Annotated in this window: 22 protein-coding genes; 17 read left to right on the top strand and 5 right to left on the bottom strand. The window is 72.6% G+C overall.

The window, feature by feature from the left end; genetic code table 11:
- Positions 1-3 precede the first annotated feature (3 nt).
- The 6 genes from V7E45_RS06120 to V7E45_RS06145 all read left to right on the top strand — a co-directional run bounded on the left by V7E45_RS06120 (position 4) and on the right by V7E45_RS06145 (position 5,436).
- Complete coding sequence (locus tag V7E45_RS06120; protein ID WP_333773040.1) at positions 4-318, top strand: hypothetical protein; 315 nt, start codon at positions 4-6, stop codon at positions 316-318.
- Positions 319-384: 66 nt separating this feature from the next.
- Positions 385-960 (top strand): GNAT family N-acetyltransferase, encoded by a 576-nt coding sequence (locus V7E45_RS06125; RefSeq protein WP_333773041.1) that lies wholly within the window; start codon positions 385-387, stop codon positions 958-960.
- 35 nt (positions 961-995) lie between these two features.
- Entirely contained in the window at positions 996-1,571 is a 576-nt protein-coding gene (locus tag V7E45_RS06130; protein ID WP_333773042.1) for a hypothetical protein, read from the top strand.
- A 197-nt stretch (positions 1,572-1,768) separates the two neighbouring features.
- Entirely contained in the window at positions 1,769-1,960 is a 192-nt protein-coding gene (locus V7E45_RS06135) for a hypothetical protein (protein WP_333773043.1), read from the top strand.
- A 158-nt stretch (positions 1,961-2,118) separates the two neighbouring features.
- Complete coding sequence (locus V7E45_RS06140; RefSeq protein ID WP_333773044.1) at positions 2,119-5,163, top strand: helix-turn-helix transcriptional regulator; 3,045 nt, start codon at positions 2,119-2,121, stop codon at positions 5,161-5,163.
- Positions 5,164-5,199: 36 nt separating this feature from the next.
- Positions 5,200-5,436: a DUF6191 domain-containing protein gene (locus tag V7E45_RS06145; protein ID WP_333773045.1), complete on the top strand. Its 237-nt coding sequence runs from the start codon at positions 5,200-5,202 to the stop codon at positions 5,434-5,436.
- Positions 5,437-5,445: 9 nt separating this feature from the next.
- Here the strand turns inward: V7E45_RS06145 and V7E45_RS06150 are convergent, their stop codons facing one another.
- Together V7E45_RS06150 and V7E45_RS06155 are read right to left on the bottom strand one after the other, a co-directional pair.
- Positions 5,446-6,642 (bottom strand): PQQ-dependent sugar dehydrogenase, encoded by a 1,197-nt coding sequence (locus tag V7E45_RS06150; protein WP_333773046.1) that lies wholly within the window; start codon positions 6,640-6,642, stop codon positions 5,446-5,448.
- Between the two features lie 43 nt (positions 6,643-6,685).
- Entirely contained in the window at positions 6,686-7,684 is a 999-nt protein-coding gene (locus V7E45_RS06155) for an aldo/keto reductase (protein ID WP_333773047.1), read from the bottom strand.
- A gap of 75 nt (positions 7,685-7,759) precedes the next feature.
- Between V7E45_RS06155 and V7E45_RS06160 the strand changes: the two genes are divergently transcribed.
- From V7E45_RS06160 to serA, 6 genes are all read left to right on the top strand, one after another.
- Complete coding sequence (locus V7E45_RS06160) at positions 7,760-8,713, top strand: 2-hydroxyacid dehydrogenase (protein WP_333773048.1); 954 nt, start codon at positions 7,760-7,762, stop codon at positions 8,711-8,713.
- Between the two features lie 376 nt (positions 8,714-9,089).
- Positions 9,090-12,152: a putative bifunctional diguanylate cyclase/phosphodiesterase gene (locus tag V7E45_RS06165; RefSeq protein ID WP_333773060.1), complete on the top strand. Its 3,063-nt coding sequence runs from the start codon at positions 9,090-9,092 to the stop codon at positions 12,150-12,152.
- 242 nt (positions 12,153-12,394) lie between these two features.
- Positions 12,395-14,245, top strand: a complete 1,851-nt coding sequence (locus V7E45_RS06170; RefSeq protein WP_333773049.1) for an acetolactate synthase large subunit — start codon at positions 12,395-12,397, stop codon at positions 14,243-14,245.
- Between the two features lie 20 nt (positions 14,246-14,265).
- A complete protein-coding gene (ilvN, locus tag V7E45_RS06175) occupies positions 14,266-14,790 on the top strand; it encodes an acetolactate synthase small subunit (protein ID WP_018544678.1) in 525 nt (174 codons plus the stop codon).
- Between the two features lie 113 nt (positions 14,791-14,903).
- On the top strand, positions 14,904-15,902 hold the full coding sequence (ilvC, locus tag V7E45_RS06180) for a ketol-acid reductoisomerase (RefSeq protein ID WP_333773050.1): 999 nt from the start codon (positions 14,904-14,906) through the stop codon (positions 15,900-15,902).
- A gap of 283 nt (positions 15,903-16,185) precedes the next feature.
- Positions 16,186-17,775: a phosphoglycerate dehydrogenase gene (gene serA / locus V7E45_RS06185; RefSeq protein WP_333773051.1), complete on the top strand. Its 1,590-nt coding sequence runs from the start codon at positions 16,186-16,188 to the stop codon at positions 17,773-17,775.
- A 93-nt stretch (positions 17,776-17,868) separates the two neighbouring features.
- Here serA and V7E45_RS06190 read toward each other — a convergent pair whose 3' ends face one another.
- Entirely contained in the window at positions 17,869-19,398 is a 1,530-nt protein-coding gene (locus tag V7E45_RS06190) for an MFS transporter (protein WP_333773052.1), read from the bottom strand.
- Positions 19,399-19,535: 137 nt separating this feature from the next.
- Here V7E45_RS06190 and V7E45_RS06195 point away from each other — a divergent pair, with 137 nt between their 5' ends.
- A complete protein-coding gene (locus tag V7E45_RS06195; RefSeq protein ID WP_333773053.1) occupies positions 19,536-20,126 on the top strand; it encodes a TetR/AcrR family transcriptional regulator in 591 nt (196 codons plus the stop codon).
- 26 nt (positions 20,127-20,152) lie between these two features.
- Here the strand turns inward: V7E45_RS06195 and V7E45_RS06200 are convergent, their stop codons facing one another.
- On the bottom strand, positions 20,153-21,370 hold the full coding sequence (locus tag V7E45_RS06200) for a PucR family transcriptional regulator (protein WP_333773054.1): 1,218 nt from the start codon (positions 21,368-21,370) through the stop codon (positions 20,153-20,155).
- Positions 21,371-21,534: 164 nt separating this feature from the next.
- Here V7E45_RS06200 and V7E45_RS06205 point away from each other — a divergent pair, with 164 nt between their 5' ends.
- From V7E45_RS06205 to V7E45_RS06220, 4 genes are all read left to right on the top strand, one after another.
- Entirely contained in the window at positions 21,535-22,461 is a 927-nt protein-coding gene (locus tag V7E45_RS06205; RefSeq protein WP_333773055.1) for a proline dehydrogenase family protein, read from the top strand.
- A 39-nt stretch (positions 22,462-22,500) separates the two neighbouring features.
- Positions 22,501-24,132 (top strand): L-glutamate gamma-semialdehyde dehydrogenase, encoded by a 1,632-nt coding sequence (gene pruA / locus V7E45_RS06210; protein WP_333773056.1) that lies wholly within the window; start codon positions 22,501-22,503, stop codon positions 24,130-24,132.
- A 178-nt stretch (positions 24,133-24,310) separates the two neighbouring features.
- The gene (locus V7E45_RS06215) at positions 24,311-24,853 is read left to right on the top strand and encodes a GNAT family N-acetyltransferase (protein ID WP_333773057.1); all 543 of its coding nucleotides are present in this window, start codon (positions 24,311-24,313) and stop codon (positions 24,851-24,853) included.
- A gap of 278 nt (positions 24,854-25,131) precedes the next feature.
- Complete coding sequence (locus tag V7E45_RS06220) at positions 25,132-25,263, top strand: hypothetical protein (RefSeq protein ID WP_333773058.1); 132 nt, start codon at positions 25,132-25,134, stop codon at positions 25,261-25,263.
- A gap of 135 nt (positions 25,264-25,398) precedes the next feature.
- Here V7E45_RS06220 and V7E45_RS06225 read toward each other — a convergent pair.
- Positions 25,399-26,820 (bottom strand): purple acid phosphatase family protein (locus V7E45_RS06225; RefSeq protein WP_333773059.1); only part of this gene is annotated, 1,422 nt, incomplete at its 5' end.

Genomic DNA, 26,820 nt, shown 5'->3' on the forward strand with positions numbered 1-26,820 from the left:
GCCATGAGTGGACGCATCGATTCCGGCACCGGACCCGCCATAACCGGAGCGGAGGACACGGCGGACCCCGCCCAGGGCGCCCGCCGTGCCCGCTGGACCGCCTTCGGCACCGGAGCGCTGCTGTCCCTGGCCGGGCTCGCGGCCTCGCTGCTGCGTCTCACCGGCTCCGCCCCCGCCCTCGTGCCCGCCGCCTACGCCCTCGGCGCCGCCCTGTGCGCCCTCGCCGCCGTCCTCGGCCTGCGGGGCCGTACCCGCCGGGCCCTGTGGCTGCTGATCGCCGGGGCGACGGTCATGGCCGTCGGAGACCAGTTCGACTGACCCGTGAGAGGCTCGGCCAGGTCCCGGTGGAGGAACCGGGGAGAACGCGAGAGGAGCGGGAGCGCGATGTACGCGACATCCCTGGGTGGCGACGGCGCCGAACTGCGGCCCCTGGAGGTCTGGCACGCGGCCGACCTGCTCGCCAACATCGACCGGGGACGCGAGTTCATCGGCCGCCACATCGGCCTCGCGGACGTGGTGGGCGACCTGGACGGCGCCCGCGCCTGGCTCCGCTCCTACGCGGACAAGCGCGCCGCCGACGCGGGCGGCCTGCACGGCATCTGGCTCGACGGGCGGCTGGTGGGCGGTGTGCTGTTCCGGGTCTGGGACACCCCGAGCGGCGTCTGCGAGGCCGGCTGCTGGCTGGAGCCCGCGGCGGCCGGGCGCGGACTCGTCACCCGCGGCATGCGGTTGCTGCTGGACTGGGCGTTCGACGAGCGCGGCATGCACCGGGTGGAGTGGCACGCCTCCTCCGCGAACGAGGGCAGCCTCAACGTGGCGCGACGGCTCGGCATGACCCGGGAGGGCGTGCTCCGGGAGAACCACCCGCACCGGGGCGTGCGCACGGACACCGAGATCTGGGCGCTGCTGGCCCCCGAGTGGCGGTCGGCCCGCGCGGGCGGCGCCCGCGACGGCCGTTAAGGGAGCTCTCAGAGAGCGTCCGTACGGTGCCGGGCATGGCAACGAAGACATCGGACGTGAGCAGGACCGACGACGAGCGGGCGGGGCAGGAGGCCGCCGCGAACCCCGAGGACGAGGCGCGGGCGACGGGGACGGGGACGCAGGAGGCCGCCACCGGGGCCGACGGCGCGGAGGGCGCCGAGCGCGGTGCGCCGTCCGGAGCAGCCCGGGAGAAGACACCCGGCGTCGGCCAGGGAGCGGGCGCCGTCGTCTCCGCCGCGCTGGGCGTGATCTCGCTCAACGGTGGCTGGATCGGCACCGTCGCCGCAGCCCGCGAGACCCTCGTCGGACAGCTCCGGACCTCGTCCGGGGCGAGCGTCGGCAAGCAGATCAAGGAGGTCTACGGCGACGCCTGGCACACCACCGCGCTGTGGGCCGGCCTGTTCGCGCTGGCCGCGCTCGCCGTCGGCGTGGTCGTGCTGGTCCGGCCCGCGTTCGGCACCCCCGGCCGCCCGCAGGCCGCCTGGATCAGGTCGGTCGCCTGGGCGGGCGTCTCGCTCGGCGTCGTCGGGCTGCTGCTGGCCGTCCTGAAGTACTCGGACGCACTGCTGGCGCTGCCCTCGACCGGCTGAGAAACCGCAGGTCCCCGGGGGCCTTAGGGAATCCGTACCCGCCTTACGGAGTCCCTGAGGCCCCTTACGCGTGCCCGCGGCCCGGGGACCGGCCCAAGATGCGGAAGTCTCCCGATGTGGCGCACCCCCCTGGGAGACGAAGGTGGAGGCATCGCGGAAAGCGAAGCACGAAGACCGCCTCACCCGAAGGACACGCCATGTACGAGCTCGACCTGCACCGGATGCGCTCCGCCGAACTGCGCCGCGAGGCCGCGCGGGAGCGACTGGCCCGCGAGGTCTCCCGCACCGGCCGCGCCGCCCGGCGCGCGGCGGCCGCCCTGCGCAGCGCCCCCGAGGCCGAGACCCATACCGACCGCCCGCGCGGACACCGGCTCCCGCGCACCGCGTGAGGAGCCGGGCGGTGGCGGGCGGCCGTACGGGGGTCGGCCACCCGCGGGGCCAGGGCCGGGCACCTCGCACCGAGGAGGGCCCGGCCCTGCCGCCCGTCGGTACGACGATCACACCTGACCTGTGGAAAACAGGTGCCGCGCGCTCCGGACCTCGTGCGATGCTCGGGCCTGTGGAGACCAGGTCCGTCAGTCCCGTGTTCGTCGGCCGCACCGCCGAGTTGGCCACCTTGAACGACGCGCTCGCCCGTGCCGCCGCGGGAGAGCCCCAGGCGCTGCTGCTCGGCGGTGAGGCCGGCGTGGGCAAGACCCGCCTCGTCGAGGAGTTCGCCGCGGCCGCCTGCCGCCGTGCCGCCGCCGTCGCCGTGGGCGGCTGCGTGGAGATCGGGGCCGACGGGCTGCCGTTCGCCCCCTTCTCCACCGCGCTGCGCGTCCTGCGCGACGCCCTGCCCGAGGAGTTCGCCGCCGCCGTGGCCGGACAGGAGGAGGAACTGTCCCGGCTGCTGCCCGAACTCGGCGAGGCCGGCCCCGGCCGCCACGACGAACGCGGCACGGCCCGCCTGTTCGAACTCACCGCCCGGCTGCTGGAGCGGGTCGCCGCCGCGCACACGGTGGTGCTCGTCCTGGAGGACCTGCACTGGGCCGACGCCTCCACCCGGCACCTCCTCGCCTACCTCTTCCGCACCCTGCGCACCGGCCGCCTCCTCGTCCTGGCCACCTACCGCGCCGACGACGTCCACCGCCGCCACCCGCTGCGCCCCCTGCTCGCCGAACTCGACCGGCTGCGCACCGTCCGCCGCCTGGAACTGGCCCGCTTCACCCGTGCCGAGGTCGCCCGCCAGATCGCCGGCATCCTCGCCACCGAACCCGACCCCGCCCAGGTCGACGAGATCTTCGAACGCTCCGACGGCAACGCCTTCTTCGTCGAGGAACTCGCCGTCGCCGCGGGCGAAGGCTGCTGCACCGGACTCACCGACTCCCTGCGCGACCTGCTCCTGGTCCGGGTCGAGGCGCTGCCCGAGCGGACCCAGCGGGTCGCCCGGATCGCCGCCGAGGGCGGCTCCACCGTGGAGTACGGGCTCATCGCCGCCGTCGCCGGGCTCACCGAGGACGACCTCATCGAGGCGCTGCGGGCCGCCGTCGGCGCCAACATCCTGACCGCGACCCCGGACGGCGACGGCTACCGCTTCCGGCACGCCCTGGTCCGCGAGGCCGTCGCCGACGACCTGCTGCCCGGCGAACGCTCCCGGCTCAACCGCCGCTACGCCGAGGCCCTGGAGGCCGACCCCACGCTCGTCCCCGCCGACGAACGCGTGGTCCGGCTGGCCGGCTACTGGTACCACGCCCACGACCCGGCCCGGGCCCTGCCCGCGGTCCTCGACGCCTCCGTGGTGACCCGCCGCAGGCATGCGTACACCGAGCAACTGCGTTTCCTGGAACGCGCGATGGAGCTGTGGGACACCGCTCCCGCGGAGGTTCGCGACGCCCTGCGCCCGGTGGACTACACCGACGTCTACCCGCCCTGCGGCTGCGACCCGGCGACCACCCCGCTGCGCTACCTCGACCTGATGGCGGAGGCGGCGGCCGCGGGCCGCTTCGCAGGGGAACGCGAACGCGCGCTCAAAATCATCAAGCGCGCCCTGCGCCTGCTGGAGGAGGAGCCGGACCCGCTGCGCGCCGCCTGGTTCTGGGTGCAGCGCTCCCGGGTCGTCCAGGCCCTGGCCCGCGGCGACGGATGGCCGGAACTGTCCACCGCCCAGGAGCTGGTACGCGGCCTGCCGCCCTCGGAGGTGCACGCCGAGGTACTGGCGGAGGCCGCCGGTTGGTCCATGCTGCACCGGCCCGGACCCGAGGCCTTCGCCGCCGCCGAGCGGGCCGTCGAGTACGCGCGCATGGTCGGCGCCCGGGAGATCGAGCTCAACGCCCGCCTCACCCTCGGCGGCCTCATGGTCGACGCCGGCGACACCGAGGCCGGACTGGCGGAGATGTCCCGGGTGAAGGAGGACGCGCTCCGCGAAGGCGTGCGGAGCGTGGCGGGCCGGGCCTTCGTGAACCTGCCGTCCGCGTTGCAGGCGGTCGGCCGCTCCCGCGAGGCCGTGCCCCTGTTGCGCGAGGGGACGGCCTTCGCCCGCGAGTTCGGACTGCTGGACACCGAGGCCTGGGTCTGGGGCAACCTCTCCGACTCGCTGTACACACTGGGCAGGTGGACCGAGGCCGCCGACGCCGCGGACCACGCGCTGCGCGTGGGCCACAGCGCCAAGCCCCAGGGCGCGGGCTCCCTGCGCCTCGCCCAGCTCGCGCTCGCGCGGGGCGACCTCGCCGAGGCGGCCCGGCACCTGGAGACCGCCGGCGCCCGCTACGGCTGCCACGACCCCGTGCCCCAGGAGTCCCTGCGGGTGGTCCGCGTCGCCATCGGCGTCGCCGCCGCGGAGGGCCGCATCCTCGACGCCCGCGCCGAGCTGGGCACCGCCCTGGACGCGGGCTTCCCGCCCGGCACCCAGCGCTACGCCTGGCTCCTGCTGCTGGCGGCCGCCATCGCCGAGGCCGAAGCCCGCACCCTGCCCGCCGCCGCGGACGGCCGCGCCGAGATCCTCGACCGGCTGCGCGAGACCGCCCGGGCAGTCACCACCGGCGCACCCCTGTGGCAGGCCCACCAGCAGTGGGTCCAGGCCGAACTGCACCGCGCCGAGGGCCGGGACACCGCCGAGGTCTGGTCCCGGGTGGTCGCCGCGTTCGAGTGCCTCGACCGCCCCTACGACCTCGCCCGCGTCCGGTACCGGCTGGCCCAGAGCCTGCTCGCCGAGGGCGGCGAGGACGGACGCGAGCGCGCCGTGGAACTGCTGCGGCTGGCCGGCGCCGTCGCCGGCCACCTCGGGGCCCGCCCGCTCGGCGACGCGGTCGCCCGGCTGGCCCAGCGGGCCCGTCTGACCCTGGCCGGCTCCCCGCGGCAGGCCCCCGATCCGGCCGACCCGGCCGAGGCCCTCGGCCTCACCAGCCGGGAACGGGACGTCCTGCGCCTGGTGTCGGCCGGCCGTACCAACCGCCAGATAGCCGAGGAACTGTTCATCTCGCCGAAGACGGCGAGCGTCCACGTCTCCAACATCCTCGCCAAGCTCGGCGTCTCGGGCAGGGGGGAGGCGGCGGCGCTGGCGCACCGGCTGGGACTGTTCCCGGACGGCACGCTCGCCGCACCGGCGGCCGGGTGACCGTACGCTGGAGGAATCCGGCAGGGGGGAGAAGCCGTGTTCAACGCCTTCGAGGAACTGTTCGCGCCCGGCCGCAAGCACACCCACGACGAACAGAAACGCCTGGAACTGACCCGGGAGGACGTCGGCGACGCCGATCCCGCCCGCGGCCCCATAGACCTGGCCTCGGGAAAGGTCGTGGTGCGCCGTCCCGGGCAGCCCGCCGCCGAGGAGGAGGGGGCGCCGGATCCGGGTGAGGAGGCGGACCCGGGGGAGCAGCGGGCGCGGGGGTGAGCCCTGGGGCTACCTCACCTGTACTTCGAGCACCCGGTCGTCCGGCTTCTTCGGCTTGCCGCGGCCGTCGGTGTTGCTCGTCACCAGCCACACCTTGCCGCCGCCCGCCGGGACCACGGTGCGCAGCCGGCCGTACTCGCCGGTGAGGAAGGCCTGGGGGGCCGCCGAGGCCTTGGTGCCGTTCAGCGGGATGCGCCACAGCCGCTGACCCTTCAGCGCCGCCATCCAGATCACCCCGTCCACGTAGGCGATCCCGCTGGGAGAGGCGTCGTCGGTGTGCCACTGGGCGATGGGGTCGATGAAGCGGGAGTCGGAGGACACGCCCTCGGCGTCCGGCCAGCCGTAGTCGCCGCCGGGCTTGATCGCGTTCAGCTCGTCCCAGGTGTCCTGGCCGAACTCCGAGGCGAACAGGCGCTGTCGACCGTCCCAGGCCAGGCCCTGGACGTTGCGGTGGCCGTAGGAGTACACGGGCGAGTGCGGGAACGGGTTGCCCGGGGCCGGTTCGCCCTCCGGGGTCAGCCGCAGGATCTTGCCGCCCAGCGACTCCCGGTCCTGGGCCAGGCCGCGGTCGCCGCTCTCGCCGGTGCCCGCGTAGAGCATCCCGTCGGGACCGAAGGCGATCCGCCCGCCGTTGTGGATCAAGCCCTTCGGGATGCCCTTGAACACCGTGTCCGGGGCGCCCAGTTGCTCACCCGCAGGCTTGTGCTCGTCGTACAGCACCCGGACGATGCGGTTGTCCGAGGCCGAGGTGAAGTAGGCGTAGATCATGTGGTCCGAGGCGAAGCCGGGCGACAGGGCGATGCCCAGCAGACCGCCCTCGCCGGCCGCGGAGACCCCGGACACCGTGCCCAGCAGGGTCTTGTGGCCCGTCTTTTCGTCGATGCGGGTGATGGTGCCGTCGTCACGGGAGGAGACCAGCAGTCCGCCGCCCGGCAGCGGGGCCAGGCCCCACGGCGACTTCAGGCCCTCGGCCACCGTGCGCAGCACCCGCACCGCACCCTTGGCCGGCGGAGTCGGCCCGGCGGACCGGGAGGGCGACGCGCCACCCGGGGTCGTGGTCACCGGCCCCATGCCCCCGCCGCCCGGCGGGCTTCCGCCGCCTGAGCAGCCCGCCGTCAGCAGGAGCGATGTCGCGGCCAGCACGGCCGTCACAAGTCGACGTGGCACGGTCTTGGTCCCTTCGAGGCGTCGGCTACTCCCTCTCATACACCGCTCACACCGCCCGGGTTCCCGTTCCGCGCGAAGTCGCTCAGTCCCAGGAACCCTGTGCCGCCGGGAGCCGGGACACCTCCAGAAGGTCCTCGGCGGACAGCCGCAGCCCGGCCGCGGCCGCGTTCTCCTCGGCCCAGCGCTCCTGCTTGGTCCCCGGCAGCGCGATCACATGACGGCCCTGGGCGAGCACCCAGGCGAGGGCCACCTGGGCGGCGGTGACGTCCTCGCCGTACCGGCGGGCGATCCGGCGCAGACCGGCGACGATCGGCTGGTTGGAGGCCATCATCTCGGCGGTGAACCGGGGATGGCGGGCCCGGACGTCGTCCGGCTCGAACCCCTCGCCCGGTGTGAGCGTGCCGGTCAGGAACCCGTTGCCCAGGGGCATCGCCGCCAGGAAGCCCACGCCCCGCGACGCGCACCAGGGCAGCAGCGCGTCCAGCGCCTCCTGCGACCACACCGAAAGCTCCGCCTGCACCGCGCTCACCGGGAAGACCTGCTGCACCCGCTGCAACTGGCGCAGCGTGGTGTCGTGCAGCCGGGACCCGGACCGGCGGCCGCCGCGCGCGCCCACCGCGCACAGCCCGAGCGCCCGCACCTTCCCGGCCCGCACCAGCTCGGCCATCGCGCCCCAGGTCTCCTCGACGGGGACCTCGGGGTCCGCGCGGTGCAGCTGGTAGAGGTCGATCACGTCCGTCTGCAGCCGCCGCAGCGAGGCGTCGCAGGCCCGCCGCACATAGCCCGGGCGGCCGTTGGCCACGATGTGCTGCTCACCCACGAGCAGCCCCACCTTGGTCGACACGAACGCCTCCGGGCGCCGCTCCTTCAGCACCCGCCCGAGCAGCAGCTCATTGGTGAACGGGCCGTACATGTCGGCCGTGTCCAGCAGGGTCGAGCCGAGGTCCAGTGCCCGGTGCACGGTTCTGAGCGACGCGTCGCCCCGCTGCCGGGAACCGCTGTACGCCCAGCTCATCGGCATGCACCCGAGTCCGACGGCCCCCACCGCGAGCGCCCCCGCGCCGATCGTCCTGCGCTCCACGTGCCCGTGAACCTCCCTCGTCCGGGTCACCAACCTAACCCTTGGTCATCCGCGCACCTGACATAGCCTCCTGTCATGAGTGCTGACGTGTGGCTTCCCATCGCGCCGGAGGAGATCGAGGGGCTCCCCGAAGGGCCCCGCTACCTGTTCTGGGACGGCGGTCCGGACGGTGACCAGGAGTTCCCGGGCGACCCGGCGGACTGCGTGCTGTACGTGGTGCCGTACATGAAGAAGTGGTCGGTCAAGGTGCGTCCGCTGGAGCGGCTGACGGGGGTGCGGGTCATCCAGACGCTCACGGCCGGCGTCGACGACATCACCGCCCGGATGTCCTCCATCGTGCCCGGCGTCCAGCTGTGCAACGCCCGGGGCGTGCACGAGGCGAGCACGGCCGAGCTCGCCCTGACCCTGACCCTCGCCTCCCTGCGCGGAGTTCCCGAGTTCGTCCATGCGCAACGGGAGGAACGCTGGCAGAGCCGGTTCCATCCTTCCCTGGCCGACAAGAACGTCCTCATCGTCGGCTACGGCGCCATCGGCGCCGCCATCGAGGACCGGCTCGTGCCCTTCGAAGTGGCGCGCGTGGCGCGCGTCGCGCGCTCCCGGCGCACCACAGCGCGCGGTCTCGTGCATCCGCTCACCGAATTGCCCTCACTGCTTCCGGACGCCGATGTCGTGATCCTCTCGACGCCCTTGACGGAGGAGACGCACGGTCTGGCCGACGCGGAGTTCCTCGGCCGCATGAAGGACGGTGCCCTGCTCGTCAACGTGGCCCGCGGGCCCGTCGTCGACACCGAGGCGCTGCTCAAGGAGTTGGGAGCCGGACGCCTCACCGTTGCCCTGGACGTGACGGACCCCGAGCCGCTGCCGCCCGGACACCCCCTGTGGCAGGCGCCCGGCGTGCTCATCAGCCCGCACGTCGGCGGCCCCAGCTCCGCCTTCCTGCCCCGCGCCAAACGGCTGCTCGTGGACCAGTTGCACCGATTCGTGAACCAGGAACCCCTGCGGAACGTGATCCTGACGACAGGGGAGTAATCCGCTTCCGGCACGCTCCGCGATCTCGCGGACGCGGTACGTGTCCGCCTTGACGGTGATCGTCACGGAGCGTAGAGAAGCTATGTCCCTGAGTGACGATACTGGTGTATCGTCCCGACAGGGGCTGCGCCGCTCACCATTCGGCGCCGGGGATGGACATTTCAGATTTGTGAGGGGGGCGACGGGCGATGCACGGCCTATGGACGAACGATCCGACGCGGCGGAGCCGCCGGCGGCGACCCTGGCGCACGGCCACGCGCAGACGCGGCCACCACACGAGCCATCACAGCCACCCCCGCAGGCCGGGCAGCCGCAGGAGGCACCCGGCGCAGCGGGCCCGGCGCGACGCTGGTCCGGCGCGGAGCGGGAGGCCCCGGTGAACGCGCCGCCTTCCATGTCGACCGCCGCCCTCGACGGCGGGCTGCGCGCACCGCACCTGCCGGGGGCACCGCTGCCGTCCCGTCCGCCGGCCGCCGCCGACGGATCGCGGCTGGTCCACCAACTCGGCCTCGCCCTGGTCTGCGGCGCGTACGCCATCGGGTCCACCTTCGACTGGGGCTCGCAGGCCGTCGCGCTGGTCATGGGCGACTTCGGGCTGAGCGCCGCGGCGGGCACCGCCGCCGTCTCCTGCTTCCTCTACGCCCGCGGCCCGCGGGTCCGCTTCCGGCCCGCCTGGCTGCTGTTCGCGCTCTCCTCGGCGATGGCGGCCCTGGGCAACGCGGTCTGGGGGTGGTACGAGGTCGTCCTCGGCCGGCAGGTGCCCAGCCCGAGCTACGCCGACCTGTTCTTCCTGTGCTTCGCGCCCCCGGCCATCGTGGGCCTGCTGGTCCTCGCCAAACGGCCGGTGACCCGGGCGGGCTGGATCTGCCTCGGTCTCGACGCCTGGCTGATCGGCGGCTCGCTGCTCACCCTGTCCTGGAGCCTCGCGCTCGCCCAGGCGGCCCGGTTCGACGGGCCGAGCGTCGCGCACACCGCGCTGTCCCTGGCGTACCCGCTGCTCGACATCGTGCTCGTGAGCATGGTGCTCGCGCTGCACTTCCGCCGCTCCCCGGGCAACCGCACAGCGGTCAACACCGCGATCGGCGCCCTCGCGCTGACCGTGATGTGCGACGCGCTGTTCACCTCGCCGCTGCTGCACAGCAGCTACCGCTCCGGGCAACTGCTGGACGCGGGCTGGTTCGCCGGTTCGCTGCTGCTCGCCTACGCGCCCTGGGCCGCCCCCCGGCGCACCGGAGCGGCGGACACCGAACGGCACGTGCCGGACGGCCACACGCGCGTGGTCCACGAGCACGTGCCCGGACAGCGCGCCGCGGGCCATCCGGCACCGCCGGCCCCCGGGCCGGGCGGCGACCACGTCCGGTACCCGGCCGGACGGCCGCTCACCGGCTCGCTCGCCGCGCTCACCCCGTACCTCGCCGCCGCCGTGTGCACCCTGGGCATCCTCTACAACGTGCTCAACGGCCGCCGGCCCGACCACGTGGTGCTGATCACCGCGGGCGGCGTCGTGCTGGCGCTCGTCATGCGCCAGGGCATCATGCTGCTGGACAACATCACCCTCACCCAGGAACTGGCGCAGAAGGAGAACCACTTCCGCTCCCTGGTGCAGGGCTCCAGCGACGTCATCATGATCGCCGCGCCCAACGGCATCCTGCGCTATGTCTCCCCGGCCGCCGCCGGGGTCTACGGACGGCCCGCCGAGGACCTGGTGGGCACCGAGCTGGCCGCCCTCATCCACCCGGAGGACCTGGGCTGCGTGGTGCACGAGGTGCGCCGCTTCCTCGCCGCCAGCCCGGTCGAGGAGCCGACCACGCGCATCGAGTGCCGGTTCCGGTCCGGCGGCGGGGGCGCCTCCCGCCCGGGCGAAGCCGGGAGCGGGGGAGGCTGGCTCAACGTCGAGTCCACCGTCAACCGCCACCACGGCGGCCTGATCTTCAACAGCCGGGACGTGACCGAAAGGGTGCGGCTGCAGGCCCAGTTGCAGCACAACGCCGAGCACGACCCGCTCACCGACCTGCCCAACCGCGCGCTGTTCACCCAGCGCGTCCAGCAGGCACTGTCCGGCCGCCGCGCCACCGACCGGGGCGCCGCCCTGCGCGGCACGGCCGTCCTCTTCATCGACCTGGACGGCTTCAAGGCCGTCAACGACACGATCGGGCACCAGGCGGGAGACGAACTGCTCGTCCAGGCCGCCCGCAGACTGCACGACGCCGTCCGGCACGGGGACACCGCGTCCCGGCTCGGCGGCGACGAGTTCGCGGCCCTGATCGTCGGGGACGGCACCCGCGACCGTGCCGCCCGGGAGCGGAACATCCTGGAGCTCGCCGACCGCCTCAGGACGACCCTCTCCCAGCCGTACTCCATCGACGGCAACGATGTCCGGGTCAACGCCTCCATCGGCGTCGCCTTCGCGGAACCGGGCCTCGGCGCGGGCGAACTGCTGCGCAACGCCGACCTCGCCATGTACCGCGCGAAATCGACGGGCAAGGGCCGCGTGGAGCTGTACAAGCCGCAGATGCAGCAGGACGTCGTGCGCAAGGCGGAGCTGGCCACCCGGCTGCGCGCTGCGCTGCACGACGGCGAGTTCGCGCTGCTGCACCAGCCGGTGGTCTGCCTGGAGAACGGCCGGATCACGTCGGTCTCCGCGCAGGCGCGCTGGCGCTCCTCCCAAGGGGTGCTGTTCACCCCGGCCGAGTTCCTGCGCGTGACCGAGGACGGCGACAAGACCGCCGAACTGGACCGCTGGATCCTCCAGGAGGCCGTGGAGCAGGCCGCCGAGCGGGCCGCCGCCGGGGCCGCGGTGCCGGTGACCGTACGGATGAGCGCCCGGCGGCTGCTGGACCGCTCGATGCCGCTCGGCTCCGTGGAGGCGCTGCTGACCCGGTACGGACTGCCGCCCGGCGCGCTGGTCGTCGAACTGGCCGACACCGACCCCCGGGCCGCCTCGCTGGACGAGCTGGAACGGCGGCTGACCGCGCTCAGCCGGCTCGGGGTGCGGATCGCGCTCGACGGCTTCGGCAGCGGCTACGCGGCGATCACGGCCCTGCGCAGACTGCCCGTGGACGTCCTCAAGCTCGACCGCGGCCTGGTCGAGGGCGTGGTGGAGTCCGCCCGGCTGCACAAGATCACCAGCGGGCTGCTGCGCATCGCGGGCGACCTGGGGCTGCAGTCCGTCGCCGAGGGCGTGGACCTGCCGGAGCAGGTGGTCGCGCTGCGCGCCATGGGCTGCACCCACGGGCAGGGCATGGCGTTCGCGGGGCCGCTGGACGAGTACCGGCTGCGCCGGGCGCTCGGATCAGGCCATTATCCGGTGCCGCACGCTCCGGCCGAGCCGGCCTTCGCGGGCGGGGGCGGCGGGGTGTACAGCCAGGGGGTGTCCGCCGTCATCGGAGGTGGCGGTGGTCTCCGCTCACATAATGAGACTCCCGTCCCACCCACTTGACACGTGGTGCGTGCCGGGGGGAGGGTCAGTTCCATGCGCACCCGAATTCTCGTACTTGGACAGCGCGTCGGCTGAGCTGGGACCCACCGGAGGAGATCCGGAATCCCCAGCGACCTCACCGGCGCGCTCCCCTCGCTTGCCTTTCGGCACGAGGGGTTTTTTGTTGCACGAGTGCCGTTCGTGCAGCGCTCGAACTCCGCCCAAACCTCGCAAAAACCCTCAGCATCGAGAAGAGAATGCCGATGACCGAGCAGGCCACCGGGGCCCATCCGCAGCCGCGGCCCCGATCCGGAGGACAGCACTCCGCCACCGTCGAGCACGTGACGGGTGCGCAGTCCCTCATCCGCTCCCTCGAGGAGGTCGGCGCTGAGACGGTATTCGGTATCCCCGGCGGTGCGATCCTGCCGGCGTACGACCCGCTGATGGACTCCACCCGGGTCCGCCACGTGCTGGTCCGCCACGAGCAGGGCGCCGGCCACGCGGCCACCGGCTACGCGCAGGCCACCGGCAAGGTCGGCGTCTGCATGGCCACCTCGGGCCCGGGTGCCACCAACCTGGTCACGCCGATCGCCGACGCGCACATGGACTCGGTGCCGCTCGTGGCGATCACCGGCCAGGTCGCGTCCAAGGCGATCGGCACCGACGCCTTCCAGGAAGCGGACATCGTCGGCATCACCATGCCGGTCACCAAGCACAACTTCCTGGTCACCAAGGCCGAGGACATCCCGCGGGTGATCGCCCAGGCGTTCCACATCGCCTCCACCGGCCGCCCCGGCCCGGTCCTGGTCGACATCGCCAAGGACGCCCTCCAGGCGAAGACCACCTTCTCCTGGCCGCCCACCATGGACCTGCCCGGCTACCGACCGGTGACCAAGCCGCACGCCAAGCAGATCCGCGAGGCGGCCAAGCTGATCACCTCCGCCAAGCGGCCCGTGCTGTACGTCGGCGGCGGCGTCCTCAAGGCGCGGGCCACCGCCGAGCTGAAGGTCCTCGCCGAACTCACCGGAGCGCCCGTCACCACCACCCTGATGGCGCTCGGCGCATTCCCCGACAGCCACCCACAGCACGTGGGGATGCCGGGCATGCACGGTGCGGTCACCGCCGTCACCGCGCTGCAGAAGGCCGACCTGATCGTCGCCCTCGGAGCCCGCTTCGACGACCGCGTCACCGGCAAGCTGGACAGCTTCGCCCCGTACGCCAAGATCGTCCACGCCGACATCGACCCGGCCGAGATCGGCAAGAACCGCGCCGCCGACGTGCCGATCGTCGGTGACGCCCGCGAGGTCATCGCCGACCTGGTCCAGGCGGTGCAGAAGGAGCACAGCGAGGGCCACACGGGCGACTACACCGCCTGGTGGAGCGATCTGAACCGCTGGCGCGAGACCTACCCGCTCGGCTACGACCAGCCCGCGGACGGCTCGCTGTCCCCGCAGCAGGTCATCGAGCGCATCGGGCAGCTCGCCCCGGAGGGCACCATCTTCGCGGCGGGCGTGGGCCAGCACCAGATGTGGTCCGCGCACTTCATCCAGTACGAGCAGCCGGCCACCTGGCTCAACTCCGGCGGCGCCGGGACGATGGGCTACGCGGTCCCGGCCGCCATGGGCGCCAAGGCCGGCCGGCCGGAGCGCACCGTCTGGGCGGTCGACGGCGACGGCTGCTTCCAGATGACCAACCAGGAACTGACCACCTGCGCGCTGAACAACATCCCGATCAAGGTCGCCATCATCAACAACGGCGCCCTCGGGATGGTCCGCCAGTGGCAGACCCTCTTCTACAACCAGCGCTACTCCAACACCGTGCTGCACAGCGGCCCGGAGGCCGACGGCAGGCAGCCGAGCGCCGGCACCCGCGTCCCCGACTTCGTGAAACTGTCGGAGGCCATGGGCTGCTACGCGATCCGCTGCGAGCGCCCGGAGGACCTGGACAAGGTCATCGAGGAGGCGAACTCGATCAACGACCGCCCGGTCGTCGTCGACTTCATCGTCCACGAGGACGCGATGGTGTGGCCGATGGTCGCCGCCGGCACCTCCAACGACGAGATCATGGCCGCCCGGGACGTCCGCCCCGACTTCGGCGACAACGAAGACGACTGAGCGAGAGAGACGAACGAGAAATGTCCAAGCACACGCTCTCCGTCCTGGTGGAGAACACGCCGGGCATCCTGGCCCGGATCGCCGCCCTCTTCTCCCGCCGCGGCTTCAACATCGACTCGCTCGCGGTCGGTGTCACCGAGCACCCCGACATCTCCCGCATCACCATCGTCGTGGGCGTCGAGGACCTGCCGCTCGAACAGGTCACCAAGCAGCTCAACAAGCTGGTCAACGTGCTGAAGATCGTCGAGCTGGAGCCCGGCCAGGCCGTTCAGCGCGAACTCGTCCTGGTGAAGGTGCGCGCCGACAACGAGACGCGGTCCCAGATCGTGGAGATCGTCCAGCTGTTCCGCGCCAAGACCGTCGACGTCTCCCCGGAGGCCGTGACCATCGAGGCCACCGGGTCCGGCGAGAAGCTGTCCGCCATGCTCAAGATGCTGGAGCCGTTCGGCATCAAGGAGCTGGTCCAGTCGGGCACCATCGCGATCGGCCGGGGCGCCCGCTCCATCACGGACCGTTCGCTGCGCGCGCTGGACCGATCCGCGTAAGGCTTGGGTACGGGCGGTCCCGCGCCGCCCGTATGCCGAGACCCCAGAACTTCCCGTTCCCCCACCGGCATACGGTGGGACGCACCATCTGCACACCAAGGAGAGAACCCAAAGTGGCCGAGCTGTTCTACGACGCTGACGCCGACCTGTCCATCATCCAGGGCCGCAAGGTCGCGGTCATCGGCTACGGCAGCCAGGGCCACGCCCACGCGCTGTCGCTGCGCGACTCCGGTGTCGACGTCCGTGTCGGTCTGCACGAGGGCTCCAAGTCCAAGGCCAAGGCCGAGGAGCAGGGCCTGCGCGTGGTGAGCCCGGCCGAGGCCGCCGCCGAGGCCGACGTCATCATGATCCTCATCCCGGACCCGATCCAGGCCCAGGTCTACGAGGAGTCGATCGCCCCGAACCTGAACGACGGCGACGCGCTGTTCTTCGCGCACGGCTTCAACGTCCGCTTCGGCTTCATCAAGGCCCCGGCCGGCGTCGACGTCGCCCTGGTCGCCCCCAAGGGCCCGGGCCACCTGGTCCGCCGCCAGTACGAGGAGGGCCGCGGCGTCCCCGCGATCGCCGCCGTCGAGCAGGACGCGACCGGCAACGCCTTCGCGCTGTCCCTGTCGTACGCCAAGGCCATCGGCGGTACCCGCGCCGGTGTCATCAAGACGACCTTCACCGAGGAGACCGAGACCGACCTGTTCGGTGAGCAGGCCGTGCTGTGCGGCGGCACCTCCGCCCTGGTCAAGGCCGGCTTCGAGACCCTGGTCGAGGCGGGCTACCAGCCGGAGATCGCCTACTTCGAGTGCCTGCACGAGCTGAAGCTGATCGTCGACCTCATGTACGAGGGCGGCCTGGAGAAGATGCGCTGGTCCGTCTCCGAGACCGCCGAGTGGGGCGACTACGTCACCGGCCCGCGCATCATCACCGACGCCACCAAGGCCGAGATGAAGCAGGTCCTCGCCGAGATCCAGGACGGCACCTTCGCCCAGACCTGGATGGACGAGTACCACGGCGGTCTGAAGAAGTACAACGAGTACAAGCAGCAGGACTCCGAGCACCTGCTGGAGACCACCGGCAAGCAGCTGCGCAAGCTGATGAGCTGGGTGAACGAGGAGGCGTAAGCCTCGCGTCAGGGGGTCGGGGCACGCTGCTCCGGCCCCCTTCCGCCACCCGGACCCGGCCGGGCCGACGACGATCCGCTAACGCCGTTCACCGGTTGTCCAACCCGTCCAGCCACGGACGGGTGATACTTCCGCAGCGGCGCAATACGGCGACCGCGGCGCCACTAGACTGCTGGACAACATACGCGTCAGGCCCACAGCGTCGTGCGTCTTCCGCGGCTAGCCCCCTCCACCGCCAGCGGCCGTCGGGACGGCCGTCCGCATTGGACTTGTGAGGACTCACGTGAGCTCGAAACCCGTCGTACTCATCGCTGAAGAGCTGTCGCCCGCGACCGTCGACGCGCTCGGCCCGGACTTCGAGATCCGGCACGCCAACGGAGCCGACCGAGCCGAACTGCTCCCCGCCATCGCCGACGTCGACGCGATCCTGATCCGCTCCGCCACCAAGGTCGACGCGGAGGCCGTCGCCGCCGCCAGGAAGCTCAAGGTCGTCGCGCGTGCCGGCGTCGGCCTGGACAACGTGGACGTCTCCGCCGCCACCAAGGCCGGCGTGATGGTCGTCAACGCCCCGACCTCCAACATCGTCACGGCCGCCGAGCTGGCCTGCGGTCTGATCCTGGCCACCGCCCGCAACATCCCGCAGGCCAACGCCGCGCTGAAGAACGGCGAGTGGAAGCGCAGCAAGTACACGGGCGTGGAGCTGGCCGAGAAGACGCTGGGCGTCGTGGGCCTGGGCCGTATCGGCGCCCTGGTCGCGCAGCGGATGTCCGCCTTCGGCATGAAGGTCGTCGCCTACGACCCTTACGTGCAGCCCGCGCGGGCCGCGCAGATGGGCGTCAAGGTGCTCTCCCTGGACGAGCTGCTCGAGGTCTCCGACTTCATCACCGTCCACCTGCCCAAGACCCCCGAGACCCTCGGCCTGATCGGCGACGAGGCGCTGCGCAAGGTCAAGCCCAGCGTGCGCATCGTCAACGCGGCCCGTGGCGGCATCGTCGACGAGGCGGCGCTGTACGCGGCGCTGAAGGAGGGCCGGGTCGCCGGCGCCGGCCTCGACGTGTACGCCAAGGAGCCCTGCACCGACTCCCCGCTGTTCGAGCTGGACCAGGTCGTCTGCACCCCGCACCTCGGCGCCTCCACGGACGAGGCTCAGGAGAAGGCCGGTATCGCGGTCGCGAAGTCGGTGCGCCTCGCGCTCGCCGGTGAGCTGGTGCCGGACGCGGTGAACGTCCAGGGCGGTGTCATCGCCGAGGACGTGAAGCCGGGTCTGCCGCTCGCCGAGCGCCTCGGCCGCATCTTCACCGCGCTCGCGGGCGAGGTCGCGGTCCGCCTCGACGTCGAGGTCTACGGCGAGATCACCCAGCACGACGTGAAGGTGCTCGAACTGTCCGCGCTCAAGGGCGTGTTCGAGGACGTCGTGGACGAGACGGTGTCCTACGTCAACGCGCCGCTGTTCGCGCAGGAGCGCGGTGTCGAGGTCCGCCTGACCACCAGCTCCGAGTCGTCGGACCACCGCAACGTGGTGACGGTGCGCGGCACGCTGGGCAACGGCGAGGAGGTGTCGGTCTCCGGCACCCTGGCCGGTCCGAAGCACGTCCAGAAGATCGTGGCGGTCGGCGAGTACGACGTCGACCTCGCGCTCGCCGACCACATGGCCGTCCTGCGCTACGAGGACCGCCCGGGTGTCGTCGGCACCGTCGGCCGCATCCTCGGCGAGGCGGGCATCAACATCGCCGGCATGCAGGTGGCCCGTGCGACGGTGGGCGGCGAGGCGCTGGCCGTGCTCACCGTCGACGACACGGTCGCCCCCGGCGTGCTGGCCGAGGTCGCCGAGGAGATCGGGGCGACGTCCGCCCGTTCGGTGAACCTGGTCTGACCTTCCGCGCGTCCGGGTACCGAAACGCCGGACGGACCGAGATCCCTCGGCCCGTCCGGCGTTTTCCGTGTGCTCCGGCCGTCGCCCGGTGTCCTAGGCGTCACCCACCCGGATCTTCCGCAGGGTCAGTGCCGCTCCCACCGCGGCCAGCGCCAGGACGACGGCCCCGGCGATCGCCACGCCGTGCATCCCGGTGGTGAAGGCCTCCCGTGCCGTGGCGAGCAGGGACTGACCGGCCCGGCCGGGCAGCCGGGCGGCGTCGGCCAGGGCGCCGCCCAGGGTCTCGCGGGCCTCGGCCGGCGCCGAGGACGGCATCCGGTGGCGGTAGACGGCCGCGCCGACGGAACCGAGGACCGCCATGCCGAGGGCGCCGCCGAACTCGGTGGCCGTCTCCAGCAGGGAGGAGGCGGTGCCCGCACGCTCCACCGGTGCGGTGGACATGGCCAGGTCGGTGAGCTGGGACATCACCATCACGACGCCGGAGGCCAGGACCCCGGCGGCGGCCAGCACCAGCCAGAGGGAGTCGGTGCCCACCAGGGCGAGGGCCGCGTAGCCGATCGCGGTGACGGCGAACCCGGCGGCGACGACGTGGCCGCGGTGGACGCCCCGGGCGACGAGCATCCCGGTGACCGGGCCGGCGACACCGATCAGCACCGACGGCAGCAGGCTCCACAGGGCGGCCTCGAGCGGGCTCTTGCCGAGGACCGACTGCAGGTACTGGGTGGTGAAGATGGCCGAGCCCATCATGCCGAACGCGGACACCAGGGTCAGGACCAGCGCCGGGGTGAAGCCGTGGTGGCGCAGCAGGGCCGGCGGGACCAGCGGTGAGGCCGCGGTGCGCTGACGGTGGACGAAGAGCGCCGCGAAGAGGAGCCCGACCGTCACCGAGAGGACGTAGAGCGGGTGCCAGCCCTCGGAGGGGATCTCCTTCAGGCCGTAGATCACGGGCAGCACGGCGGCCATCGACAGCGGGACGCTCGGCCAGTCGAAGCGGCCGGGGTTCGGGTCCTTCGACTCGGGGAGCAGGAACGGCCCGAGGACCAGCAGCAGCGCCATCGCGGGCAGGTTGACCAGGAAGACCGAGCCCCACCAGAAGTGCTCGACGAGGACGCCGCTCATCACCGAGCCGAGGGCGATACCGCCCGTCATCACCCCGGACCACAGCCCGATCGCCTTGGCCCGCTGGCCGGGGTCGGTGAACATCGTGCGCAACAGGGCCATCGTCGACGGCATCAGGGTGGCGCCGCCGATGCCGAGGATCGCGCGGGCCGCGATCAGGGTCCCGGCGCTGTCGGCGTAGGCGGCGAGGAGCGAGGCCCCGCCGAAGGCCGCGGCGCCCATCAGCAGGAGCCTGCGGCGGCCGATGCGGTCGCCCACCGACCCCATCGTCATCAGCAGGCCGGCCAGGAGGAAGCCGTAGATGTCGAAGATCCACAGCTGCTGGGTGCCGCTCGGCCGCAGGTCGGCGCTGATCGCCGGAGTGGCGAAGTACAGGACCGAGACGTCCATGGAGACCAGCAGCAGCGGCAGCATCAGCACGCCCAGAGCGGTCCACTCGCGGCGTCCGGCACGGACGGGGGCGCCCTCGGCGCCGACGGCGGTCGTGCTCGTCGAGTTCGTCATGACAGCGACTGTACGGACGTCTTAAACGCTTGTCTAGAACGCTTGTATAGAACATCTGCGTAGGACGTACGTGTAGAACTCTTGTATAAGTCATCCGTCTGGGACGCCTGTATGGATCGCCGGGTAGCCTGACCGGTATGGGACACCGTGAGGATCTGCTCGAAGGCGCCAAGCGCTGCCTGCTGGAGAAGGGGTTCGCGCGGACGACGGCGCGCGACATCGTGAAGGAGTCCGGCACCAACCTGGCCTCGATCGGCTACCACTACGGCTCGAAGGACGCCCTCCTCGCACAGGCCTACGTCGCGCTCATGGAGAACGTGTCCGGCGCCTTCGAGGGCAGCGGCACCCTGGCCGAGGGCGCGCCCGGATCACTGGAGCGCTTCCGGTGGGTCTGGTCCAACATCATCGCCACCATGCGGGAGCCCGGTTCGGTCTACCGGCTGAGCATGGAGGTCATGACCCTCGACATGCCGGTGGTGCGCGAGCACCTGTCCCGGGCCCAGCGCGAGGGCGGGCGCGGACTGGTGGCGCTGCTGACGGGAGTGCCGGAGGAGGAGGTCTCCGACGAGAGCGCGGACACGCTCGGCCGCTTCTACCTGACGCTCATGACCGGACTCATCGCCCAGTGGACGTTCGACCCGAAGAACGCCCCCGAGGGCGACGCCCTGACCGAGGGCCTGCACCAGGTCATCGAAGCGGCCACGAAGGCTGAGATCCCGCCGGTCTGAGCCCCGCAGGGCCGCCCGCGGCCGGATTACAGTCGGGCCCGCTTCAGTGCCATGTGCAGCAGCAGTCGGTCCTCGCCGTCGTCCAGGTCCAGGCCCGTGAGCTGCTCCACCCGGGAGAGCCGGTAGTACAGGGTCTGGCGGTGGATGCCCAGGCCGGCGGCCGTGCGGCCGGCCTGGCCCGCGCAGTCGAGGTACACCTCGGCGGTGCGGGCCAGTTCCCGGTGGGCGGGGGACAGCAGCGGGCCGACCACCGGATCGTGGGCGGACTGCGGGGGCAGCGCGGTCAGCAACCGGTACGGCCCGATCAGCCGCCACTCGGCGACGGGCCCGAGCCGCGGCTCGGCCAGCGCCGCGCGCGCCGCGGCGGACGCCTCCCGCCAGACGTCCCCCAGCTCGGCGAGTCCGGTCCGGGGCTCCCCGACCCCGGCGGCCGCCCCCGGCAGGCCCCGCGAGCCGCGGGCCTGGGTCCCCTCCGTCTCCCTCAGCAGCCGTGCGGCCGCCGTCAGCGCCGGCGTCACCACGTCGGTCGCGCGCAGCCGGACCAGCACCGCCAGACTCTGCTCCGTGGCCCCCCACGGAACCGTGCACAGCGCGGTGGCGTGCGGGACCGTGCGCGCGGACGGCGCCTGCTCCGGATCGGCGGACGGCCAGGGCGCCACGCAGACCAGCGTGTGCGGGACGTCCGCGCGCGGCCCCAGCGCCGTGCGCAGCTCGGCCACCGCCATGTCCTGCTGCCAGCCGCGCTCCGCCGCCAGCACCGCCCGCAGCTCCCGGCCGAGGTCGGCCCCGGCCTGCGCCTCGTCGGCCAGGAGCGCACCGATCCGGCCGGCCACCTGCATGGCGGCGGCGAGCTGCGCGTCCGTCGGGCCCGGATCGTCGTCCAGCAGCCAGACGTAGCCGAGGACCACCCCCCGGTGGCGCACGGGGAGGCAGATGCGGCCGCGGTAGACACCGGCGTCCGGGGTCGGCGGGATGCGCACCGGTCCGGTCGCGCGCGTGATGCCGAAGCCCTCGAACCACGTGCGCACCGCCGCCGTGGAGCGCCGGGTCAGGATCGAGCGCGTGCGCACCGGGTCGAGGGCCGAGGGGTCCAGGTCGCCCTCGCTGTCGTACGCGCCGAAGGCGATCAGCTCGAAGTCCCGGTTCTCCAGGGTCGCCGGCGCGCCCAGCAGCTCCGAGATCTCGTCCACCAGCTCCTGGTAGTCACCCTTGTGATCGGTCGCCACCCGGGCATTGTCCCGCATTCCCCGGCCTTCTTCATACATCTGTCTGAGATCAGGTGCGGGGATGCGTGACAGCTGTCGATGGCCCACGATCGGATAAATCCATAGGTTTCACAGTGGTTCTCCGTGCCGTGCCCGGACAGTCGGGTAGTGGCCCTTTAGATGCTTGCCTGTGGAGGTGCCCCGTGCTGGGTCCCGTGATTCTCGCCGCGTCGCGCAGCGACCGGATGCGACGCCTGATCTCGGCGGCCCCGGTGACCAAGCAGGTCGTCGACCGCTTCATCCCCGGCGAGACCGTGGCCGACATCGTCCCGATCATCGAGGACCTGACGGCCAAGGGCCTGGAGCTGACGATGGACGTCGTCGGCGAGGACATCACCACCCCCGAGCAGGCCGCCGCCGCCCGCGACGCCTACCTGGAGCTGGTCGGCCGGCTCAAGGAGCTGGGGCTCGGCGAGCGCGTCGAGATGTCCGTCAAGCTGTCCATGTTCGGCCAGGCGCTGGAGGGCGGCCACGAGCTGGCCCTCGCCAACGTCCGACCGGTCGTCGAGGCCGCCGCCGCCATCGGCACGACCGTCACGCTGGACGCCGAGGACCACACCACCCTGGACTCGATGTTCGCCATCCACGAGGAGCTGCGGAAGGACCACCCGCAGACCGGCTGCGTCATCCAGGCCTACCTCTTCCGCACCGAGGCCGACGCCCGCCGCCTGGCCGAGGCCGGCAGTCGCGTGCGTCTGGTGAAGGGCGCCTACAAGGAGCCCGCCGAGGTCGCCTACCAGCAGAAGCACGAGATCGACAAGGCCTACGTGCGCATCCTGAGGACGCTGATGGAGGGCGAGGGCTACCCGATGATCGGGTCCCACGACCCGCGCCTGATCTCCATCGCCCAGGAGCTGGCCCACCAGGCCGGCCGCAAGCTCGACGAGTACGAGTTCCAGATGCTGTACGGCATCCGCGGCGACGAGCACCTGCGCCTGGCCGCCGAGGGCCACCGCATGCGCGTCTACACCGCCTACGGCACCGACTGGTACGGCTACTTCATGCGCCGTCTGGCGGAGAAGCCGGCGAACCTGCGCTTCTTCCTCCGGTCGATGGTCAGCAAGGGCTGAGCCCGAACACCCGCTCACGTACAAGGAGTTACGGATCTCATGGACGCTGTGACCCAGGTCCCCACCCCCGTCAACGAGCCGGTGCACGGCTACGCCCCCGGTTCGCCCGAGCGCCTGCGCCTGGAGGCCAAGCTCAAGGAGCTGGCCGACAACCCGATCGACCTGCCGATGACCATCGGCGGCGAGAAGCGCATGGGCGGCGGTGAGTCCTTCCAGGTGGTCCAGCCGCACAACCACAAGGCCGTCATCGGCACCCTGCGCCACGCCACCCAGCAGGACGCGCAGGACGCCGTCGACGCCGCCCTGGCCGCCGCACCGGCCTGGCGCGCCATGTCCTTCGACGACCGCGCCGCGATCATCCTGCGCGCCGCCGAGCTGCTCTCCGGCCCCTGGCGCGAGACGATCGCCGCCTCCACCATGCTCGGCCAGTCGAAGACCGCCCAGCAGGCCGAGATCGACAGCCCCTGCGAGCTCGTCGACTTCTGGCGCTTCAACGTCCACTACGCCCGCCAGATCCTCGCCGAGCAGCCCCCGGCGAACTCCCCGGGCGTGTGGAACCGCATGGACCACCGCCCGCTGGAGGGCTTCGTCTACGCGATCACGCCGTTCAACTTCTCGGCGATCGCCGCGAACCTGCCCACCGCCCCCGCGCTCATGGGCAACGTCGTGGTCTGGAAGCCGTCCCCGACGCAGACCCACGCGGCCGTCCTCCTCATGCAGCTGCTGGAGGAGGCGGGCCTGCCCAAGGGCGTCATCAACCTCGTCACCGGTGACGGCATCGAGGTCTCCAAGGTCGCCCTGGCCCACCGCGACCTGGCCGGCATCCACTTCACCGGCTCGACCAAGACCTTCCAGTACCTGTGGAAGACGGTCGGCAACAACATCGAGAACTACCGCTCCTACCCGCGTCTGGTCGGCGAGACCGGCGGCAAGGACTTCCTGGTCGCGCACCCGAGCGCCGACCGCGCGGTCCTCAAGACCGCCCTGACCCGCGGTGCCTTCGAGTACCAGGGCCAGAAGTGCAGCGCCACCTCCCGCGCCTACATCCCGGCCTCCATCTGGAACTCGGGCTTCAAGGAGGAGTTCGCGGCCGAGGTCGACTACCTCACCATGGGTGACGTCACCGACCTGTCGAACTTCATGGGCGCCGTGATCGACGACCGTTCGTTCGCCAAGAACAAGGCCGCGATCGACCGCGCCAAGGAGGACCCGACCTGCACGATCGTCGCGGGCGGCACCTACGACGACTCGGTCGGCTACTTCGTGCGCCCGACCGTCGTGGAGTGCACCGACCCGGAGAACGAGGTCTTCACGACCGAGTACTTCGGCCCGTTCCTCGCCGTGTACGTCTACGAGGACGACCGGTACGACGAGATGCTGACCCAGATGGAGTCGGTGTCGGACTACGCGCTCACCGGTTCGGTCGTCTCCAACGACCGCGCGGCGGCCGCGTACACGATGGAGAAGCTCCGGTACGCGGCGGGCAACTTCTACATCAACGACAAGTCGACCGGCGCCGTCGTCGGCCAGCAGCCCTTCGGCGGCGGCCGTGCCTCCGGCACCAACGACAAGGCCGGCGCCCCCCAGAACCTCCTGCGCTGGACCCTGACCCGCGCGATCAAGGAGACCCTGGTCCCGCCGACCGACTACACGTACCCGCACATGGGCTGATCGCCGCCCCCCCGAGCGACGGGCCGGGGAGCCTGACACNCCCCCCCCCCCCCCCCCCCCCCCCCCCCCCCCCCCCCCCCCCCCCCCCGCGCCCCGCCCCCCCCCCCCCCCCCCCCCCCCCCCCCCCCCGTTTCCAATTCCGGGCTCCCGGCCCCGACGCGCGTCCTAGCCTGACCCCATGACCGCCCGCCTGCGCACCGCGCACACCGCCGACCTCGACCCCGCCGAGCTGCGCGCCGCCCGCGCCCTGCTGGACGCCGCGTTCGACGGCGACTTCGGCGACCAGGACTGGGACCACGGCCTCGGCGGCATGCACGCCCTCGTCCACGACGCGGCCGGGCTCGCCGCGCACGGCTCGGTCGTGATGCGGCGGACACGGCACCGGGGGCGCTGGCTGCGCACCGGGTACGTGGAGGCCGTCGCCGTCCGCGCGGACGTGCGCCGCCAGGGGCTCGGCGGGCGGGTGATGGGCGCGCTGGAGCTGATCGTCGACCGGGCCTACGACCTCGGCGCGCTCGCCGCGAGCGAGGACGGCGCCGCGCTGTACTCGGCCCGCGGCTGGCAGCGGTGGGCCGGACAGGTGCACGCCCTGTCACCGGACGGGATCGTCCGGCTGCGCGAGGAGGAGGGCGGCGTGTACCTGCGCCCGCCCGCCGGCGGGCCGCAGCTCGACCCGGACCACGGACTCGTCCTCGACTGGCGGGACGGCGACATCACCTGAGGACCGTTCGGCCCCTGCGCCCCGGACAGAGAAAGCCCAGGTCAGCGCGGTGTGAGTCGATCCACCGTCTCAGATAGTAGGAAGTCCGAGTAATTGGGCAGACAGGCGCGGCCCGCTCCCTTAGTTTGGAAGAAGCCGAACGTCTCGCTCGATCCAGCGAATGGCGGTCGTGAGCCGGGCCCCGTGCAGGCAACCCCTGTGGCCGCTGCTCCCCGCCCCTTCCGGCGTCTCGTAACCCTCATTGCGCACGCCACGTGTGTCGAAGGAGTCGATCTGCCATGGCCGAGACGACCGTCCGCCCCCGGGTCCGCCACGCGACCCGCACCAGCGAGTCCGACCGCAAGAACGCCGCCGCCGCCCTCCAGCGCGCCCTCGACCGCCGCGACAACGGCGGCGAGACCGGCCACTGAGCCGCCCCTGACCGGGAGCCGCACCCCGTCGGGGGGGGGGGGGGGGGGGGGGGGGGGGGGGGGGGGGGGGGGCGGGGGGGGGGGNCGTCACCCGCCCGGCCCGGGGACCCCCACGGGGTGGGGGGCGGCGCGGCCTCAGCCGCCGCGCCGCACCTCGAAGTGGTCGATCCGCCGGCCGTCCTGCGCGAGCGCCGACACCTTCAGCCGCGGTGCCGGACCGGGCCACGCCTCCACCCTGAGCAGCGAGAATCCCGTGTACCGCACCCGCGACCAGTGCGCGGTCTCCGGCACCCGCTCCTTGTCCCGGGCCCAGTGGAAGGCCGGCACCGCGCGATGCCGGCCGACGTGCCCCTCGTAGCTGTCCTTGACGCCCGAGGGGAAGGAATAGAGGTCGCGGCCGCCCCCGCCGGCGGTGACGTATACGATCCCGTCCCGCGCGGGGTCGGTCGACCCGCCGATCGGCACCTCCCGGCCCACCGCGCCGTGGCGAATGGCGTCCGTGCGCTCGTAGACGTGGTTGTGCCCGTTGATCACCAGGTCCACCCGGTGCTTGGCGAGCAGTGGCAGCCACTTCTCCCGCACCCCGCCGTCCGAGGCGTGCTGCGAGGTCGAGTACGCGCAGTGGTGGAAGAAGACGACCACGAAGTCCACTCCCCGCCTGGCCCGCAGCTCGCCCAGCTTCGCGTCCAGCCAGCGGGTCTGCCGGCCGCCGCTGTGCCCGTGGTTGGCGGGGATCTCGTACGACACGTCGTTGGCGTCCAGCGCCACGAAGGCGGTGTTGCCGTAGGTGAACGCGTAGGCGCCCGGCGTCCCGCGCGGGTCGAACCCGCTGTCCGGCAGGGAGAACCGGGCGAGCTGGCCGCCGTAGCCGTCCGGCGAGTACCAGGCTTCCATGTCGTGGTTGCCGGTCGTCACCATCCACGGCACCGACCGCGCCACCGGCTCGTTCTGCTTCAGGAACAGGTCCCAGAACGTGGGGTCGTAGCCGTCCGAGGTCCGCCCGGCCCCGTTGACGTCCGCGTAGCAGATGTCGCCCGCGTGCAGGTGGAAGGCCGGGTTCTGACGCTTCACCAGGTGGTCGTTGGCGTTCGCGGCCCGGCCGACGCCCTGGTCGCCGAAGGCGGTGAAGACGAAGCGCTCCGCCGCCGCGGGCGCCGTGCGGAACGAGGCGAGGGCGGTGCGGTGAGCGGCCGCGGCCGGGTCCCAGCCCTCGTGCCCGACGCCGTAGTAGTACGTGGTGCCCGGCCGGAGCCCGTCCAGGGCCGCGTGCAGGTAGTACTGCTCGACCGCCGGCCGCACCCCCCGCACCCCGGGCGTGCGCAGGGGGCGCAGCTCGGCCGGGATCAGGCGGCCGAGGTCGTCCGGGCGCGTCCCGAGACGCAGAGAGGGCCGCCGTACCGCGAACGGCACCTGCCAGGAGACCCGCATCTGCGTCCTCGGGTCGGCGCCGAAGGCCAGGTGGCGGCCGAACGGCCGGACCACCGAACCGGACACCCGGGAGGGGGGGGGGGGGGGCCGCCCCCCCGCGCCCGTACCGCCCCACCACCCCCACACCAC

Source organism: Streptomyces sp. IBSBF 3136, assembly GCF_036815105.1.
Taxonomy (GTDB): Bacteria; Actinomycetota; Actinomycetes; order Streptomycetales; family Streptomycetaceae; genus Streptomyces.

What these genes read in the sequence shown, in the direction of transcription:
- V7E45_RS06120 (WP_333773040.1), top strand. Translation starts at nt 4, where the DNA reads ATGAGTGGACGCATCGATTCCGGCACCGGACCCGCCATAACCGGAGCG.
- V7E45_RS06125 (WP_333773041.1), top strand. Translation starts at nt 385, where the DNA reads ATGTACGCGACATCCCTGGGTGGCGACGGCGCCGAACTGCGGCCCCTG.
- V7E45_RS06130 (WP_333773042.1), top strand. Translation starts at nt 996, where the DNA reads ATGGCAACGAAGACATCGGACGTGAGCAGGACCGACGACGAGCGGGCG.
- V7E45_RS06135 (WP_333773043.1), top strand. Translation starts at nt 1,769, where the DNA reads ATGTACGAGCTCGACCTGCACCGGATGCGCTCCGCCGAACTGCGCCGC.
- V7E45_RS06140 (WP_333773044.1), top strand. Translation starts at nt 2,119, where the DNA reads ATGCTCGGGCCTGTGGAGACCAGGTCCGTCAGTCCCGTGTTCGTCGGC.
- V7E45_RS06150 (WP_333773046.1), bottom strand. Translation starts at nt 6,642, where the DNA reads ATGAGAGGGAGTAGCCGACGCCTCGAAGGGACCAAGACCGTGCCACGT.
- V7E45_RS06160 (WP_333773048.1), top strand. Translation starts at nt 7,760, where the DNA reads ATGAGTGCTGACGTGTGGCTTCCCATCGCGCCGGAGGAGATCGAGGGG.
- V7E45_RS06170 (WP_333773049.1), top strand. Translation starts at nt 12,395, where the DNA reads ATGACCGAGCAGGCCACCGGGGCCCATCCGCAGCCGCGGCCCCGATCC.
- ilvN (WP_018544678.1), top strand. Translation starts at nt 14,266, where the DNA reads ATGTCCAAGCACACGCTCTCCGTCCTGGTGGAGAACACGCCGGGCATC.
- V7E45_RS06190 (WP_333773052.1), bottom strand. Translation starts at nt 19,398, where the DNA reads ATGACGAACTCGACGAGCACGACCGCCGTCGGCGCCGAGGGCGCCCCC.
- V7E45_RS06195 (WP_333773053.1), top strand. Translation starts at nt 19,536, where the DNA reads ATGGGACACCGTGAGGATCTGCTCGAAGGCGCCAAGCGCTGCCTGCTG.
- V7E45_RS06200 (WP_333773054.1), bottom strand. Translation starts at nt 21,370, where the DNA reads ATGCGGGACAATGCCCGGGTGGCGACCGATCACAAGGGTGACTACCAG.
- pruA (WP_333773056.1), top strand. Translation starts at nt 22,501, where the DNA reads ATGGACGCTGTGACCCAGGTCCCCACCCCCGTCAACGAGCCGGTGCAC.
- V7E45_RS06215 (WP_333773057.1), top strand. Translation starts at nt 24,311, where the DNA reads ATGACCGCCCGCCTGCGCACCGCGCACACCGCCGACCTCGACCCCGCC.
- V7E45_RS06220 (WP_333773058.1), top strand. Translation starts at nt 25,132, where the DNA reads ATGGCCGAGACGACCGTCCGCCCCCGGGTCCGCCACGCGACCCGCACC.